Here is a 16,861-nt window from a genome sequence, read left to right on the forward strand (position 1 = left end):
AAGCGGTTATCGCACCAGATAGGGTTTGCGCTGCGGCGTTGACGGGCTGACAGGCATCGGTCCGGCCGGAAAATCCCCCATCAGATAGGGATGCATCCCCTGGTTCTTCAGAGTCTGCAAAAACTGGCCGAAGCCTTCAAGATCCGTCATCCTCGGGGCCTCGCTCAGGTGGCGGGCGGAGATCGCGCCGGTTTCGCCAAGGACGGTCTGCAGCGGTTCCATCGGCGCCTCGGCAAAGTCTGCCATGCTCCAGATCCGCACCCGCGCCTTGGTCCATTGCGACCGCAGGATCTTCAGCTGCTCCGCCTCGATCTGCTGCAGCCGCGCCGCCTCCTGCCGCAGTTCCGCGAAACTGCGGCTGGATTTGAACAGCGGCACCGCCCAGGCCCCGCTGATGACCGAGACCTGCGCATTTGTATCGCGCGCCAGCAGCCAGTTCACCGCCTGATTGTCGCGCGGACCGAACTGAAAGCACTGGCGCTCGCCGCGGGTATTCCAGATCAGGCTGGTCAGAAAGCTTTCCGGATTGCAGTCGCGCGCTTTGGCATTGCTGTTGAGGCAGCCGTTGACCAGGCTCTGCGCTTGCGCGAATTCCGCTCCCTCCGGCGCAAAGAGATGGCCGTGCACCCGGGCGCCAGTGGTTCTGGCCAGCCAGGGCTCAAAATCCTCGAACAGCTCCGTGAAGCCCTGGAACACCGAATAGGGGCTGGAGGTGATCCCGTTTTCCGACCCCTGCCCGGGAAACCGGCTTTGCATGTAAAGGCCGGGCCGCCCGCGGGTGCGCCGTTCCACCGCCTTGGCAAAGATCCGGTCGATCTTGCCGGGGTTCGGCTCGGTCCGTTTCATCGCCCCGGCAGAATCCGTCAGGAACGCCTGATACAGCCGGTCCGCATGCGGCCAGATCTTACGCGCGACAAAACAGTCGGACCGGCGCAAAAGCTGCAGATGGTCGTCATAGAAGATATGCGGCTTGCCTTGGAAATCGAACTTGCTCAGCGTCAGGGAGCGGCTTTCGATATTGCTGGAATACCGCCGCGCCAGGGTCTGGAAGTAGCTTTCGTCCGGGATCCAGACCTTGCGGAAATAGGCGTCATAGACCGGGCGGTCCGGGTCCTGCAGGATTGCCGTCAGGGTCTTGCGGGTCAGGCACCACCACTGGCTGCCCATATGCGGCACCAGCCCGGGCGGGATCCGCCGCTTGAACCGCAGCTTGCGCTGCAGGTTCACATAGCGGTCGAACAGGTAGCGGTGCTTTTTCCACGAGAACGGGAACCGCAGCGTGAACCGTTCATGGCTGAGGCCGCCGACAATCCAAGGCACATCCGCGGTGGTGGCGCTTTCGATGAAATCGGTGTCCGGGCGCGCGGCAAGGTAGCCCACCAGCTCCTGCACCGGCCTCAGCGGCAGGCAGGAGCCCGAGGCGAGGTAGACGTGGCGCACATCCGGAAACTCCGCCAGCATCACCTCAGACGCCGCCTGCGAGGCGGCAACGATACCCCAAGTGCCCCATTCGCAGCGGTGGCGGGCGGAAAACCGCACCAGCGGGTTGCCGTCCAGCGACCGGCGGAAGCGGTCAAACGCTTCCTGCCGGACCTTGCGGTCCACATGCAGCACAACCGGACAGCCCGCCGCGGTCCAGTGACGCACCACCTGCGCCGCCCGTTCCAGCGCGGTGTGGACCAGCATGACAACTCCCGCCGTGCTCATGCCCAGTTCCCCTTGGACATCAGCCCCAGGATCTCAAGCTGGCGCCAGTTGATGTATTTCTCGCTCCATTTGCACCACAGCTCCGGCTGCTCCGTCAGCTTGGCGGCATAGGCCTTGTACTCCACCGATCCGCCGTAATGCTGGCCGCGCTCCAGCTCCTCCTGCGCCTTGGCGGTGAAGGTGTCGAGGAACTTGGTATGCAGCAGTGCGCCGCTCGCCTTTTCGCCGCCGTCGGTCTCATAAACCTGGTTCAGCCCGCGCGGCAGCAGCGCATGGGTGGAGCTGGCATAGGCATAGCGGCGGTGCCATTTCACCAGCGGGATCTTGTTCAGCGCCGGCGCCCGGTCCGGCTGGTCGGCAAAGAACATCCGCGCCCGCGGCCCGCCCTGGATCCACAGGTTGCCGTATTCCGGGTTGCGGCGGATGGTGTAATTGCCGCTGTCGAACCAATGGGCAATCTCCAGCGGATTCTGCCCCGCCTGATACGGCACCTCACCGATCCGCCCCTTGGGGTAAACATCCAGCAGCATCGCCGAGAAGCTGCGGATCGCCGAATTGTCCAGCCAGTCGGTCAGCGCCCGGATCGGCCGCGTGTCGCAGAACGGGTATATAAAGAACTCATCCGGATCGACCACCAGCACCCAGTGCCCATGGGCGTATCTGCGCTTGAGACAGTTCATCCAGTCGATGCCAAAGCCCGCGCGCTTGTAGCTCGCCGTGGTGTGCCACAGCGAGACATCCGCCATCCCGCGCAGGTAATCCGCCGTGCCATCGGTGGAGCCATTGTCCACAAACAGGAAATGGTTGATCCCAAGTCCGCGGTAGTACTGCAGGAAATAGGGCAGCCGGATCTGCTCGTTGCGCATGGTGCAGACCAGCAGGATATCCTTTGGGCGGATCGACCGTGTATTGTCCTGCACAGACGTCAGCTCACCGGACTTGCGCACGGCGCGGACCAGCCGCCGTTTGCGCCGCAACCGCATCCGGTAAGAATCCCAAAGCCCCACGTTTACTCCAAACCCTTTTCCAAGGAGCGCGCCAGCCTGCCGAAGCCGCCCTGCACCTTCGGCAAGTTTCCGCGCAATATGTCACGGGCATATGGTATTAACAACGGATTTAGAAACAGTTACGCGGACGCACGGCGCGGCTGCAACACCCCGCGCCGGACATGGCGGTCACCAGGACAGCGGCGTCATCAGACCGAGTTCTGCCAGCTGGTCCGGACCGCGGTAGCGGACAGATCCCGGGTGCCACAGATCCGGCGCTTGCGCGATCCGGTCGTAATAGGTGTCAAATTGCTGCGGCGTGTGGAAATGCTGCTGCCGCTGTTTTTCCGTTGCCGATCTGGAAACAATTTCCGGCAGGAATTTCGTGTGCAGCAGCACCCCTGACGGCGCTGTGCCGCCCGGCCCGCCGTATTGCGCATTCATCCGCGGCGGCAGCATCGAATGGGTGGAGTTGATATAGGCATAGCGCCGGTTCCAGCGCACCAGCGGCAGCTTGTTCAGCGTCGGCGATCGCTCCGGCTGGTCCGGGAAAAACACACGCTGGCGCACACCGCCCTGCACCCACAGATTGCCCATCGGCTGCTGCCGCACCGCGCGGTAAGGCCCGGCGTCAAACCACTGCAGCACCTCGCACGGGTCCTGCCCGGGTGCATAGCTCTGCGCGCCCAGCGGTCCCTTGGGATAAAGATCCAGCATCAGCGCGCCAAATCCCGTGCGCCCCTGCTGCGCCAGCCGCTGCGTCAGGGCGTCCAGCCAATGCGTCTCCATGCCCGAATAGGCCAGCAGCTCATCCGTATCGACCGTCAGGCACCAGCGCCCGTGGCCATACCGGATCAGCAGCCAGCCCAGCCAGTCGAGACCAAAACGCGTGTCCCGGTAGCTGCCGCCGGCGCGCCACAGGGACACATCCGGCTGGTCCGCCAGCAGTTCGGCGCTGCCGTCATCGCTGGCGTTGTCCACGGCCAGGAAATGCACCGCGCCCAGGCGCCGGTAATGCTCAAGGAAAAAGGGCAGCCGGGTGATCTCATTGCGCAGAACAGTGAAGACGAGAACGCCTTCCTGGGGGATCTGCCCGGTGCGGTCCGCGGCCTTGGCCATCCCGCGGCGGGCCCGCAAGGCCCGCCACAGCATCCGCCGCCGCTTCCACCGCATCCGGTAGGCCCCGGTCAGGCCCAGCGGCGGCAGATCAGGGGCGGCGGGGCCAGTCATGCTCAAGCCTCGTAATGACCCGTCTTGTGCCACTTCCAGGCATCGGCGATCATGGTTTCCAGGGTGGAGCGCCGCGGCTCCCAGCCCAGATCGGTCACCGCGCGGGTCGAGCCCGACACCAGCTTGGTGCAGTCGCCAGCCCGGCGCGGGCCAGTGTTGCAGGGCACTTTCTGGCCGGTCACGGCTTCCGCCTTGTCCATCACCTCGCGCACCGAAAAGCCGCTGCCGGTGCCCAGGTTGAACACCTGGCTGCCCTTGCCGTCTTCCAGCCACTTCAGGCCCAGCACATGCGCGTCCACCAGGTCGCAGACATGCACGTAATCGCGGATGCAGGTGCCGTCCGGCGTGTCGTAGTCGGTGCCGAAGATGGTCAGCGCATCGCGCTTGCCCGCAACTGCATCCAGCACCAGCGGCACCAGATGGGTCTCGGGCCGGTGGAACTCTCCCACTTCGGCCTCGGGGTCGGCACCCGCCACGTTGAAGTAACGGAAAATCACCGACCGCAACCCGTGGGCGGCGCCGAAATCCTTGAGGATATCCTCGACCGCGCGCTTGGAGGCGCCATAGGCATTCAGCGGCAGCTGCGGGGTGTTTTCGTCCAGCACCACATTGTCATGCTCGCCATAGGTGGCGCAGGTCGAAGAGAACACGAAGTCCAGGCAGCCCGCCGCCACCGCGGCCTCCACCAGGTTCAGCGACCCGCCGGTGTTGTTGGCCCAGTAGCGGCCCGGCTCGCTCATCGCCTCGCCCACCTGGCTCAACGCCGCGAAATGCATCACCGCGGCCGGCCGGTATTTGGCAAACACCTCATCCAGCCGGGCGCGGTCGTTCAGATCGCCCTTCTCGAAGGGGCCGAACTTGACCGCATCCTGCCAGCCGGTCACCAGGTTGTCGTAGGTTACAGGTGTATAGCCCGCCGCCTTTAGTGCCTTGCAGGCATGCGAGCCGATGTATCCGGCACCGCCGGTCACAAGGATATTTGTCACTGTCTCTGCCCCATGCTGGGCCGCCCCCGGGAGGGCGGCCAGAGTGGTTACTGCGCGGCCTTTCCGACCTGCGCGATTTCGGTGATGTAGCTCAGCAGGTCGTCCCGCAGCTCATCGCGCGCCAGCGCAAAGGCGACGGTCGCCTGCAGGAAGCCCGCCTTGGAGCCGCAGTCGAACCGCTGGCCGCGGAAGCGGTAGCCGTAGACCGGCACATCCTTGGCGATGTCTTCGGCGATTGCATCGGTCAGCTGGATTTCGCCGCCCGCGCCCTGCTTCATCTTGTTGAGGTTCTTCAGAACCGACGGCGCCAGGATGTACCGGCCGATCACCGCCAGGTTCGACGGCGCCTCTTCCATCTTGGGCTTTTCCACCATGCCGTTGGCGGCAACCACCTGGCCCATGTCCTCTTTCACGTCGAGCACACCATAAGACGATGTCTGCTCCGGCGGAACCTCCATCGCGGCAACCATGTTGCCGCCGGTTTCCTCGTAGGCTTCGACCATCTGCTGCAGACAGGGCTTTTCCGCCGCGATCACGTCGTCCGGCAGGATCACCGCAAAGGGTTCATTGGCGATCAGCCGGCGCGCGCACCAGACCGCATGGCCGAGGCCCAGCGCCTTGTGCTGGCGGATATAGGCAATGGCACCGGATTCCATGTCTGTGCTCTTGAGGATTTCCAGCAGGTCGTCCTTGCCCTTCCTGCGCAGCTCCTGCTCCAGGACCGGCGAATGGTCGAAATAGTCCTCCAGCGCGCCCTTGCCGCGCGAGGTGACAAAGATGAACTCCTTGATCCCGGCAGCGCGCGCCTCGTCGATGGCGTATTGCACCAGCGGCCGGTCGACCAGGGTCATGATTTCCTTAGGCACCGACTTGGTTGCCGGCAGGAACCGTGTCCCCAGGCCCGCAACCGGAAAAATTGCCTTAGTTACTTTTCTACGCATGTCGTTCTCACTGTACTTTAATTACCGGGCCTGCGGCTGTCTCCAGCGCGAGCCGCGGAGAAGCTGGCGCGCATTACGCCCGGCCGCCTCCAACGAATTTCAACGCAGCTGCCTGCTGCCCTCTGCGGCCGCCGGTATGCAACCGTCGCGTGCCATTACTGTCTCTCATTACCATGATCCAGTCACTCGTGCCCCATTTTCTTCATCATAGCCTCCAGGCGCGGCACGTCCTCAGGGTTGTTCAGCTCCCAGAACTCCCGCCCGCGCGCATCCACCTCAACACACAGCACCTTGCGCCCGTTCTCCAGGAACCGCAGCTGCTCCAGGCCTTCCAGGTTTTCCAGCGGCCCGGCCCGCCAACCAGAATACGCTGCCAGGGCATCCGGGCGGTAGGCATAGACGCCGACGTGATGAAAGACCGGCGTGTTTTCGCCAGCGCCATAAGCCTTGCCGCAATAAGGCACCACCTCTTTGGAGAAATAGAGCGCGCTGCGGTCCTCGGCAAACACCGCTGTGGTGCCGCCGACCCGGCCCGCCTTGCGGTCTGCCAGCAGGCTGTTCAGCGTCTCGCCGTTGCAGCGCAGCACCGGCGTCGCCAGCTCCATGCCGGGCGCATCGCGCAGGCCGGCGACCAGATCCTCGACAAACCAATGCGGGGTCAGCGGCGCATCGCCCTGCAGGTTCACCACGATCTCATAGCCGCCGCCCAGCGCCGCATGCGCCTCGGCGCAGCGCTCGGTGCCGTTGGCGCACTCCGGCGCGGTCATCACCACTTCGGCGCCGAACGCCTCAGCCGCGTCCTTGATGCGATCGTCATCCGTTGCCACCACCACCCGGTCCGCGCCCTGCACCGAACAGGCCGCCCGCCAGGAGCGCTCCACCAGGGTGCGCTTTTCACCGGTGGCCCCGGTCAATGGCACCAGCGGCTTGCCGGGGTAACGGGTCGAGGCGTAGCGGGCGGGGATGACAATCAGGACAGACATCAGGCTTTCTTCAATTCCACGGCCGGTGCATAGGCGATGAAGAACGGGTTCGCATAGCCCTCTTTACCGTAAATAAGCGGGGAATGATCGTCAAAACGCACCACTTTCCCGCCAGCGCCCGCCAGCACCGCGTGACCGGCGGCGGTGTCCCACTCCATGGTGCGGCCGACACGCGGATACAGATCCGCCTCGCCGGTGGCCACCAGGCAGAATTTCAGCGAAGAGCCCGCGCTCTTCATGTCCTTGACGCTGTACTTGCCGATGTAATCGTCGGTTGCCTGATCGCGGTGCGATTTCGAGGCCACCACCATGAGGGCCGAATTGTCGCTGTCCGCAACCCGGATCGGGCGGATTTCCCCGATGGTCTCGGGATCGAACGCGCCTGTTTCCTCGACTGCGCTGCCGTCCGCCAGGGTAAAGAACATCCGCTCCTTTGCCGGCGCATAGACCACGCCGCGGGTCGGCACACCCATTTCCACCAGCGCGATATTGACGGTGAAGTCGCCGCGGCGGTGGATGAATTCCTTGGTGCCGTCCAGCGGGTCGACGATCAGGAAGGTGTCGCCGCGCGCACTGTGCGAAGCCGCCTGCTCCTCGGTAACCAGCATCATGTCCGGGAACGCCGCCCGCAGGCCCGCCGAAATCAGCGCATCCGCGGCTTCATCCGCTTCCGTCACCGGGCTCTCGTCGGATTTCACCTTCACGCCGAAATCGTCGGAGTTGTAGATCTCCATGATCTTTGCGCCGGCCTCGATGGCCAGGCGGCGGATCACGGGCACCAGGTCTTCATATGTCACGCGGACCTCCCTGTCGGGTTTAATTGAAAATTTGCCTCTCGTCTCTTATGCTGTGCAGACAGCAGAACGGCAAGCAGCCGCATCGGATTCGAGCAGAGAATACAGGCCTCATGTTTCAGCAGCGCACGCAGCAATCCTGGATCTCCGGTTTTGTCGCCCTCACAGAGGTCGTGTTCCACTCCGTCGTGCGCAGCGTCCGCTCCAAGCATAACAACGCCTTTGCCGCGCTTGGCCTGAACATCATGCAGGCGGTGCTCTTTGTGGCCGCCTTTTACGTGATGTTTGCGCTCCTTGGGCTGCGCGGCTCCGCCATCCGCGGCGATTTCCTGCTGTATGTGATGTCCGGCATTTTTCTGTTCATGGTGCACACCAAAACCGTCAGTGCGGTTGCGGGCGCCGAAGGGCCCAGCAGCCCGATGATGCAGCACGCCCCGATGAACACGATGGTGGCCATTCTGTCCGCGGCCATCGGCGCGCTTTATATTCAGGTGCTGTCGCTGTTCATCATCCTGTTTGTCTACCACGTTGCCTTCACCCCCCTGCATATCGAAGATCCGGCGGGGGCTTTCGGCATGGTGCTGCTGGCCTGGATCACGGGCGCGTCCGTGGGGCTGGTATTCCTGGTACTGAAACCCTGGGCGCCCGGCTTTGTCAGCATCCTGACCATGATCTACCAGAGGGCTAACATGATCGCTTCGGGCAAGATGTTTCTGGCAAACACGCTGCCCAGCTTCATGCTGGCGATGTTCGACTGGAACCCGCTGTTCCACTGCATCGACCAGTCCCGCGGCTTTGTGTTCATCAACTACAACCCGCATTTCAGCTCCTGGCAGTATGCGGCCTGGGTGGCACTGGTGCTGATCGTGATCGGTCTGATGGGGGAGTTCTACACCCGCCGCAACGTCTCCCTCAGCTGGAGCGCGCGGCGATGAGGGCGACGAGACGGTGCGCCGCTGCCGCCTTGCTCTGGCTGGCCGCCGCCGCTCTGCCGGCCGCAGCGCAGGAGTTTCCGGCGCTTTACAGCGTCGCCGGCGTGGCGGCGGATGACGTGCTGAACATCCGCAGCGCCCCTTCAGCGAGCGCTGAAATCATTGGCACCCTGGCGCCGGATCAAGCCGGGGTTGAGGTCGTGGCAGCGGACGGCAGCGGCACATGGGGCCTGGTGAACAGCGGCGAGCGCTCAGGCTGGGCTGCCCTGCGCTACCTGACACGGGCGTCCACAGAGGATGGTCTGGCACTGCCGCGCCGATTCAGTTGCTTTGGAACCGAACCGTTTTGGATCCTGAACATTACACAGGACGGTGCGGCGGATTACGCCACCCCTGGCGGCCACACCCGGCTCAAAGCCGGACGGGTGCTCACATCGCGAAACCATGGCGGTCATTATCTGCTTCCTCTGGAAGGCGGCGCCGGCGCGGTGATCCGCCGTTCGGCCTGCAGCGATGGCATGTCAGACCGCACCTTTGGGTTGTCGGTTGACCTGTTTCAGCTGGACACACCCGACTTGCAATCCGGCTGCTGCTCGCTGGCGCCCTGAGCGGCGTTCCGGCCCAAGACTTTTACTCAAAAGTCTTGGCAAAAGTTTTCCGTAAAACTTTTGCGCCCGCCTCCGGCCTCACGTCACCACCCTCAAGGTCAGGTTAATCCGTCCGCCCTTGGGCAGCAGGCGGGAGGATTTGAACCGGATCCGGTCCACCCCGTGATACATCAGCCGCGCCTCGCCGCCCATCACCACCACATCGCCCGAGTTCAGCCAAACCGACTCCGTCTTGCCTCCGCGGGTCCGGTTGCCGATCCGGAACAGCCCGTCATCGCCCAGCGAAATGGAAACCACGGGATAGGAGAAATCCGCCTCATCCTTGTCCTGATGCAGCCCCATCCGGGCGCCCTCGCCGTAGTAGTTCAGCAGGCAGCATTCCGGTTCGCGCTCCAGCCCGGTCAGCTGCCGCCAGATCTCCAGCACCGGGTCCGGGATCGCGGGCCAGGGCCGCCCCGACGGGTGTGCTTCGGCATAGCGGTAGCCGGAGGCATCGGAATACCAGCCGAATTTCCCGGCCGAGGTCATCCGCACCGACATCTGCCCGCCGCCCGGCACCACCGGCGAAAACAGGGGCGCTGCCTTCAGCACAGGCCGCAGCGCCTCGATCAGCGCCGCCTGCCGGGCGGGCTCCAGACAGCCCTTGTGGATATCGAATCCGCGCACGCGCAGCAGGGTCATTGCCGTTCATCCATCCTTAACCAAGACCGCTGCAAAAAAGCGCATTGATTCACGCTTGGCCGCGCGCCTGAGCGCTTGCAGGGCCGTTTTCACGTCCCTATATACGCCGGGACGCGGCAAGGTGCAGACCAAACCGCAACTTCAGATCGGGGCCGGGATGCCGCAACGGGTTCAGGCCTCGGGTAATCGCCTTGAGTAAATGTAAGGGATCGAACATGAGCAAAGTTATCGGCATTGACCTGGGTACCACCAACTCCTGCGTGGCCATCATGGATGGCTCCCAGCCCCGCGTGATCGAAAACGCCGAGGGCGCGCGCACCACCCCGTCGATTGTCGCCTTCACCGATGAAGAGCGTCTGGTCGGCCAGCCCGCCAAGCGCCAGGCGGTGACCAACCCCGACAACACCGTTTTCGGCGTCAAGCGCCTGATCGGCCGCCGGTTTGACGACCCCGCTGTCGCAAAAGACAAGAAAATGGTGCCGTTCTCCATCGTGAACGGCGGCAACGGCGACGCATGGGTCGAAGCAAAGGGTGAGAAATACTCCCCGTCGCAAATCTCCGCTTTCACCCTGGGCAAGATGAAGGAAACCGCGGAATCCTACCTGGGCGAGGAAGTCACCCAGGCGGTGATCACCGTGCCTGCCTACTTCAACGACGCCCAGCGTCAGGCCACCAAAGACGCCGGCAAGATCGCGGGCCTCGAAGTGCTGCGCATCATCAACGAGCCGACCGCGGCTGCGCTGGCCTATGGCCTGGACAAAGAGAACACCCAGACCATCGCCGTTTATGACCTCGGCGGCGGCACCTTCGACGTGACCATTCTGGAAATCGACGACGGCCTGTTCGAAGTGAAGTCGACCAATGGCGACACCTTCCTGGGCGGCGAAGACTTCGACATGCGCATCGTCAACTATCTGGCGGATGAGTTCAAAAAGGAAAACGGCGTCGATCTGTCCAAGGACAAGATGGCTCTGCAGCGCCTGAAAGAGGCTGCTGAAAAAGCCAAGATCGAACTGTCCTCCACCTCGCAGACCGAGATCAACCAGCCATTCATCTCGATGGACCCGTCCTCGGGCCAGCCGCTGCACATGGTGATGAAGCTGACCCGCGCCAAGCTGGAAAGCCTGGTTTCCGACCTGATCAAGCGTTCGATGGACCCCTGCAAGGCGGCTCTCAAGGACGCAGGCCTCTCCGCCTCCGACATTGACGAGGTGGTTCTGGTCGGCGGCATGACCCGGATGCCGCGTGTCATCGAGGAAGTGACCAAGTTCTTCGGCAAGGAGCCGCACAAGGGTGTGAACCCGGATGAAGTGGTTGCCATGGGCGCCGCGATCCAGGCCGGCGTTCTGCAGGGCGACGTCAAGGACGTGGTGCTGCTCGACGTGACCCCGCTGTCGCTGGGCATCGAAACCCTGGGCGGCGTCTTCACCCGCCTGATCGACCGCAACACCACCATCCCGACCAAGAAGAGCCAGGTGTTCTCGACCGCGGAAGACAACCAAAACGCCGTGACCATCCGCGTGTTCCAGGGCGAGCGTGAAATGGCTGCCGACAACAAGATGCTCGGCCAGTTCAACCTGGAAGACATCCCGCCGGCACCGCGCGGCATGCCGCAGATCGAAGTGACCTTCGACATCGACGCCAACGGCATCGTGTCGGTCGGCGCCAAGGACAAGGCGACCGGCAAGGAACAGCAGATCACCATCCAGGCATCGGGCGGCCTGTCCGACGACGACATCGAAAAGATGGTCAAGGACGCCGAAGCCAACGCCGAGGCGGACAAGGAACGCCGCGAGCTGGTGGAAGCCAAGAACCAAGCCGAATCGCTGATCCACTCGACCGAGAAATCGGTGGAAGAGCACGGCGACAAGGTAGACCCGTCCACCGTCGAAGTGATCGAACTGGCCGTGGCTGCGCTGAAGGACGATCTGGAGAACGAGAAATCGTCCGCCGAGAAGATCAAGTCCGGCATCCAGAACGTCACCGAGGCCGCGATGAAGCTGGGCGAGGCGATCTACAAGGCGCAGGCCGAAGAAGCCGAGGAAGAGCCCGCAGCCGCGGATAATGCGTCCGCAGGCCCGGCCGATGACGACATTGTTGACGCCGAATTTGAAGACCTGGACGACGACAAGCGCTAACGCCTGACACTCAGGCCAAAGCGGGCCGGTCCGTACCCCGGACCGGCCCATTTTCGTTGAGGCAGATGGGGTAACCGATGTCAAAACGCGACTATTACGACGTTCTCGGGGTGGCCAAAGGCGCCACCGCTGACGAAATCAAAAAAGGCTTTCGCAAGAAGGCCAAGGAACTGCATCCCGACCGGAACAAGGACAATCCGGACGCCGAGGCGCAGTTCAAAGAGGCCAATGAGGCCTACGACGTTCTGAAGGACGCTGACAAAAAGGCGGCCTACGACCGCTTTGGCCATGCCGCCTTTGAAAACGGCATGGGCGGCGGCCACGGCCAGGGCTTTGGCGGCGGCGATTTCTCCTCCGCCTTCTCGGATGTGTTCGACGATCTGTTCGGCGACTTCATGGGCGGCCAGCGCGGCGGCGGCGGACGGCAGCGGGCCGCCCGCGGTGCCGACTTGCGGTATAACCTGCGGGTCTCGCTCGAAGAGGCCTTTTCCGGCCTGCACAAGACCATCAAGGTGCCGACGTCAGTGGCCTGCTCCTCTTGCGAGGGCACCGGCGCCGAAGGCGGGGTCGAGCCGACCAACTGCCCGACCTGCTCCGGCATGGGCAAGGTCCGCGCGCAGCAGGGCTTCTTCACCGTCGAACGCACCTGCCCGACCTGTTCGGGCCTGGGCCAGATCATCAAGAACCCGTGCAAATCCTGCCATGGCCACGGCCGGGTGGAAAAGGACCGCTCGCTGTCGGTGAACATTCCGGCAGGCGTCGAAACCGGCACCCGCATCCGCCTGGCAGGCGAAGGCGAAGCCGGCCTGCGCGGCGGCCCTCCGGGCGACCTCTACATCTTTGTCGAGGTCTCGGCGCATAAGCTGTTCGAGCGTGACGGCAACAACCTCTACTGCCGGGTGCCGGTCAGCATGGCCAAGGCAGCACTTGGCGGCTCCATCGAGGTGCCGACCATCGACGGCGGCCGCGGCCGGGTGCAGATCCCCGAGGGCAGCCAGTCGGGCCGTCAGATGCGCCTGCGCGGCAAGGGCATGCCGGCGCTCCGTGGCGGCGCCACCGGCGACATGTTCATCGAACTGGCGGTGGAAACCCCGATGAACCTCACCACGCGCCAGAAGGAGCTTCTGCGCGAGTTCGAGGACATCTCCGCGGAAAACACCAACCCCGAATCCCGCAGCTTCTTCTCTTCGGTGAAAAGCTTCTGGGACGGAATGAAAGGCTGAGGCCGGGGTTTTGCCCAGCTGAGCCGCAGATGAAAGCGCCCCTGCCGGGGCGCTTTTTCTTTAGCGCTCCGCCCGAACCTATTGCCAGCCGGCCGCGGCAGAATCCAGGCACGCCGCACCGCGGCGGTGCACAGGGGGTGTACAGGGGGTGCACGCCTGTCACCCCCGCTCTGCCGCCGCATCGCGGCGTACCTTGCGGCGGGAGTTAACACTTCCTCAACCATGATGGCGGCACTATGGCAGTATGGCACAGGATCCCGCATTCGAGGACGTCTCCCTGCCGCTGTTTCCCGGCGGCGACGACACCCCTGCGGCCCCCCTGTCTCCGGGCCGCCTGCCCTCCTACATCAAAGATCACCGCGCCCGCCTGCGCGAGCGCTTCATGCAGGGCGGCGCCGCGGCAATGCCGGATTACGAGCTGCTGGAGCTGCTCCTGTTCCGCTCCATCCCGCGCCGGGACGTCAAACCCCTGGCGCGGCAACTGCTTGAAACCTTTGGGGATTTCAACCGCGTGGTGACTGCCTCGCCGGAACGTCTGGCGCGTGTCAAAGGCATCGGCGATGCCGTCATCATCGATTTCAAAGTGCTGGAGGCTGCAGCCCACCGGATGGCCCGCGCCCGGGTGATGCAGCGGCAGGTGATCTCCAGCTGGGACGCGCTGCTGGACTATTGCCACACCACCATGGCCCACCGCGAGACAGAGCAGTTCCGTATCCTGTTCCTGGACCGCAAGAACGTGCTGATCGCGGACGAGGAACAGGCCCGCGGCACCGTCGATCACGTTCCCGTCTACCCGCGGGAGGTCGCCAAACGCGCCCTTGAGTTGAACGCCAGCGCCTTGATTTTAGTGCACAATCATCCGTCCGGCGACCCCACGCCATCGGACAGTGACATCGGCATGACGGACCAGATCCAGGCCGCCCTCACCGCACTTGGCATCACCCTGCACGACCACCTGATCATCGGCAAATCCACCGAGCTCAGCTTCCGCGCCCAGGGGCTTCTCTAGCGCGGCCGCACCGCGCGCCAGCGCGGTGCCCGGCCCTAGGCGTTGCAGGGCATCCCTGATGCCTTGCCAAACGCGCGGGAGCGCGCCCGGCGTGCCGCTCCTAGCGCACCCAGACCTCGACCCGGCGGTTGATCTGGCGGCCCCAGGCGCTGTCATCACAGGCCATCGGCAGCGCCTCGCCAAAGCCCTCGGTCCGGATCCGAACCCGGCTGATATCGGCAGTCTCGGCGGCCTTCACCACTGCGTCACGCACTGCGCCCGCGCGTTTCAGCGCGATCTGCCGGTTGCCCTCCGCAGGCCCGACACCGTCGGAAAACCCCGCAAAAACAATCTCCTTGGCATCAAATTCCCCGGCTTCCAGCGCCCGGGCCAGCTGCTCGATATTGCTGCGGGACTGCGCATCCGGGCGGGCTGAGCCGGGCTCGAACCGGAAGGAGGCTGTCAGCCGCCGCATCCCGCCCAGCACCGTGACCAGCCGCTGCAGCTCTTCCAGCCCGGCCTCACCCTCTGCGGCCAGGATCGCATTGGCAAAGCGGCTGCCCTGGCGGCTGACCGGGATCAGCTCCGGCGCCTGATCCACGAACCCCGCCCGGCGGATCACCGCCTGCGCCGCCGGCCCGCGAACATAGGTCAGGAAATCCCGCGCCACCTTGGGCAGGCGGCGGGCCGGAAGGTACAGGAACATCGGCACCGTCAGGGGATAATCCTCGGTCTTCACCGCCCAGCGGCTGGCCTGCAGGGAAAACCCGCACGGCCCCGTCAGCGTCAGCATCCGCGCCGCGCCCTTCTCCGCATAGCTGGCGATTCCGATGGAAAACGGGTCGACCAGAACCTGGCGCACCAGTGTGCTGCTGCGGTCGTGACGCCGGATCTGCGGCGCGAACCCGGCGCCAAAAGGCGCCATCAGCTTATCCTCCACCGCTTGCGCCAGCCCGGAGCCGGACACTGGCATATGCAGGGAAATCGGCGCGTCGGGGCCGCCAAGCTCCTTCCAGTTGGCAATCCGGCCGGACAGAACCTGCGCCAGTTGCGGCAAGGAAATCTCCCGCACCGGATTGCCGGGCGCCACCACCGGCACGAAGGCGTCCAGCGCCAGCACGCGGCTGCGGCCGGGTGCGGTCAGATCCCCCAGCTGCGCGGCGCGGGCCGCCTTTTGCTCCAGCGGGCGGATCTCGCGCAGCGCCATCGCCACATCGGCCTCATCCGCGATCAGCGCCGCAAACCCGGCATCGGTATTGCTGGCCGTGAAGGTGAACCGGGCAGCAGGCTGCTGGCCGCGCAGCAGGACATGGCTGAAGTTGCCCTGCGGCAGCGGTTCCCGCCGGGTCTGGTAGCCGTTGCGCAGCGCAAACCCCTCGATCAGCGCCGGCAGCAGCACTTCGGACATGGTGGATGACCCCGCCAGGGTTATCTCCGCCACAAACCCGGACAGGCTGGGACAGCCCGGCCCCTCGCAGGACACGCCGGAGCCGTCCACGGTGAGTTCGCCGAACTGGGTCTGCACCCGGTAAAACTCGCCGTCGAAGCCCAGCAGCGTGCCGGTGATCTCAACCGCGCCATCCGGCGAAGATAGGGTGACATCCTCGGCCGCAAGCGCGCGCGCGAAAGCCGCCAGAAAAAGTGCGGCGCAGACGGCCGCACGCAAGAAGGTCATATGGATACCTGAAGTTACCGCAAATCAGTTGGAGGCGATTTTCAGGTCTTCCACCAGATTATTCAACACCAGAAAACTGCCCTGAGCATCGCAATCCGGCATTGCAATCACCAGATCCCGGCTGCTGAGCCGTCCGCCGCTCAGCTGCAGCGCCTGGGCCGAAATATCGCGGCCGCAGTTCTGGCCCGTCACCTCCGCTTCGGCGGTCACGGAGACCGTTCCGGAGCGGCCTGTCTGGCGGGACGGGACGCTGTAGATTTCGGCGATACGCGGCGCCAGAAGGCTGGCATCACCAAGCCGGATCACCTGCCCGGCAGACAGGCCGGACGCCGCCCCGTGCCAGACATGGCCGGTGCTGCCATACCCCGCGCCGAACTCCCGGGCGTGAATTTCAAGGCCGCTGCTGCCGCTCCACTGCAGAACCACGCGCTCCACGGTCTCCGCGTCCGCAGCTTCGGCAACGGCAACCGCACCGCCTCCGCTAGCGGTCTCCGCAATATAAACCGCGGTCCGCGTCAGGGCCGGAACCTGCGCTGCGAAGTGCCCGGACCGGTCCAGTGCGGCGGTGAAGGTCATGCCGCTGTGATGCACGGTCAAGCGCTCGCCGCCGTGGCACGGCGCGGAAACGGTGAGGGACACCATGGCCATGGGGCCAGCTTCAGCCGCTGCTGTCACATTGCAGGCGCCGGGCTGCGCCAGAGGCGCGGATTGCGGCTGCACGTCAGAAAGGGCCGGTTCAGCCCGGCGGGAGGTCAGGGTGATATTCTCAATCTTGAGTTCAGCCGGCCCGGGTTCGGGCGGCAGCTGCGGGTCTGCTGCAGCAGCCGCCTCCCCCGCCCAGCGGGGGCTGGATGCCTGCATAAAGAACCCGATGCCCAAGGCGCACGCCAGTGTCATCGCACTTGTCAGCACCACCTGTTTGCTCAGCATGGGATCCTCCTGAACCTGTCTGTCAACGCAAGCTTGGCTGAAAATGCCGGCCGGTTTGT

At 64.4% G+C, this 16,861-nt stretch carries 15 protein-coding genes; 5 read left to right on the top strand and 10 right to left on the bottom strand.

All coding sequences use genetic code 11. The features are described from left to right. Positions 1-6 precede the first annotated feature (6 nt). The 7 genes from R2C4_RS17755 to cysQ form a co-directional block, all read right to left on the bottom strand. Positions 7-1,707, bottom strand: coding sequence for a beta-1,6-N-acetylglucosaminyltransferase (locus R2C4_RS17755; RefSeq protein WP_141891619.1), 1,701 nt, complete (start codon positions 1,705-1,707; stop codon positions 7-9). Further along, positions 1,704-2,690 carry a glycosyltransferase family 2 protein gene (locus R2C4_RS17760; RefSeq protein WP_058287596.1) on the bottom strand — a complete coding sequence of 329 codons (987 nt, stop codon included), beginning with the start codon at positions 2,688-2,690 and terminating at the stop codon, positions 1,704-1,706. Before R2C4_RS17760 ends, R2C4_RS17755 begins: the two co-directional genes overlap by 4 nt. Before the next feature lie 192 nt (positions 2,691-2,882). Further along, complete coding sequence (locus R2C4_RS17765; protein ID WP_141891620.1) at positions 2,883-3,923, bottom strand: glycosyltransferase family 2 protein; 1,041 nt, start codon at positions 3,921-3,923, stop codon at positions 2,883-2,885. 2 nt (positions 3,924-3,925) lie between these two features. Then, positions 3,926-4,909, bottom strand: a complete 984-nt coding sequence (gene galE / locus R2C4_RS17770; protein ID WP_141891621.1) for a UDP-glucose 4-epimerase GalE — start codon at positions 4,907-4,909, stop codon at positions 3,926-3,928. 47 nt (positions 4,910-4,956) lie between these two features. After that, positions 4,957-5,850, bottom strand: a complete 894-nt coding sequence (gene galU / locus R2C4_RS17775) for a UTP--glucose-1-phosphate uridylyltransferase GalU (RefSeq protein WP_058287311.1) — start codon at positions 5,848-5,850, stop codon at positions 4,957-4,959. A 182-nt stretch (positions 5,851-6,032) separates the two neighbouring features. Next, positions 6,033-6,833: a 3-deoxy-manno-octulosonate cytidylyltransferase gene (locus R2C4_RS17780; protein ID WP_141891622.1), complete on the bottom strand. Its 801-nt coding sequence runs from the start codon at positions 6,831-6,833 to the stop codon at positions 6,033-6,035. Next, positions 6,833-7,630 carry a 3'(2'),5'-bisphosphate nucleotidase CysQ gene (cysQ, locus tag R2C4_RS17785; protein WP_058287313.1) on the bottom strand — a complete coding sequence of 266 codons (798 nt, stop codon included), beginning with the start codon at positions 7,628-7,630 and terminating at the stop codon, positions 6,833-6,835. The genes R2C4_RS17780 and cysQ overlap by 1 nt, the downstream gene beginning before the upstream one ends. A 110-nt stretch (positions 7,631-7,740) precedes the next feature. On the opposite strand from cysQ, the gene R2C4_RS17790 reads away from it, so the two are divergent. Together R2C4_RS17790 and R2C4_RS17795 are read left to right on the top strand one after the other, a co-directional pair. After that, complete coding sequence (locus R2C4_RS17790; protein ID WP_058287314.1) at positions 7,741-8,562, top strand: ABC transporter permease; 822 nt, start codon at positions 7,741-7,743, stop codon at positions 8,560-8,562. Between the two features lie 101 nt (positions 8,563-8,663). Then, positions 8,664-9,167, top strand: coding sequence for a COG3650 family protein (locus tag R2C4_RS17795; protein ID WP_244940750.1), 504 nt, complete (start codon positions 8,664-8,666; stop codon positions 9,165-9,167). A gap of 78 nt (positions 9,168-9,245) precedes the next feature. Here the strand turns inward: R2C4_RS17795 and R2C4_RS17800 are convergent, their stop codons facing one another. Beyond that, positions 9,246-9,848, bottom strand: coding sequence for an alpha-ketoglutarate-dependent dioxygenase AlkB family protein (locus R2C4_RS17800; RefSeq protein ID WP_141891624.1), 603 nt, complete (start codon positions 9,846-9,848; stop codon positions 9,246-9,248). Positions 9,849-10,063: 215 nt separating this feature from the next. On the opposite strand from R2C4_RS17800, the gene dnaK reads away from it, so the two are divergent. The 3 genes from dnaK to radC all read left to right on the top strand — a co-directional run bounded on the left by dnaK (position 10,064) and on the right by radC (position 14,218). After that, positions 10,064-11,986, top strand: coding sequence for a molecular chaperone DnaK (dnaK, locus tag R2C4_RS17805; protein WP_058287317.1), 1,923 nt, complete (start codon positions 10,064-10,066; stop codon positions 11,984-11,986). A 77-nt stretch (positions 11,987-12,063) separates the two neighbouring features. Then, a complete protein-coding gene (gene dnaJ / locus R2C4_RS17810; protein WP_141891625.1) occupies positions 12,064-13,209 on the top strand; it encodes a molecular chaperone DnaJ in 1,146 nt (381 codons plus the stop codon). Positions 13,210-13,453: 244 nt separating this feature from the next. Continuing rightward, positions 13,454-14,218, top strand: coding sequence for a RadC family protein (radC, locus tag R2C4_RS17815; RefSeq protein WP_141891626.1), 765 nt, complete (start codon positions 13,454-13,456; stop codon positions 14,216-14,218). Positions 14,219-14,318: 100 nt separating this feature from the next. On the opposite strand, the gene R2C4_RS17820 is transcribed toward radC, so the two are convergent. Both R2C4_RS17820 and R2C4_RS17825 read right to left on the bottom strand, forming a co-directional pair. After that, on the bottom strand, positions 14,319-15,872 hold the full coding sequence (locus R2C4_RS17820) for a phosphate ABC transporter substrate-binding/OmpA family protein (RefSeq protein WP_141891627.1): 1,554 nt from the start codon (positions 15,870-15,872) through the stop codon (positions 14,319-14,321). 24 nt (positions 15,873-15,896) lie between these two features. After that, positions 15,897-16,802 carry a hypothetical protein gene (locus tag R2C4_RS17825; RefSeq protein WP_141891628.1) on the bottom strand — a complete coding sequence of 302 codons (906 nt, stop codon included), beginning with the start codon at positions 16,800-16,802 and terminating at the stop codon, positions 15,897-15,899. Positions 16,803-16,861 lie beyond the last annotated feature (59 nt).

Source organism: Leisingera aquaemixtae (assembly GCF_006740765.1).
Lineage (GTDB): Bacteria > Pseudomonadota > Alphaproteobacteria > Rhodobacterales > Rhodobacteraceae > Leisingera > Leisingera aquaemixtae.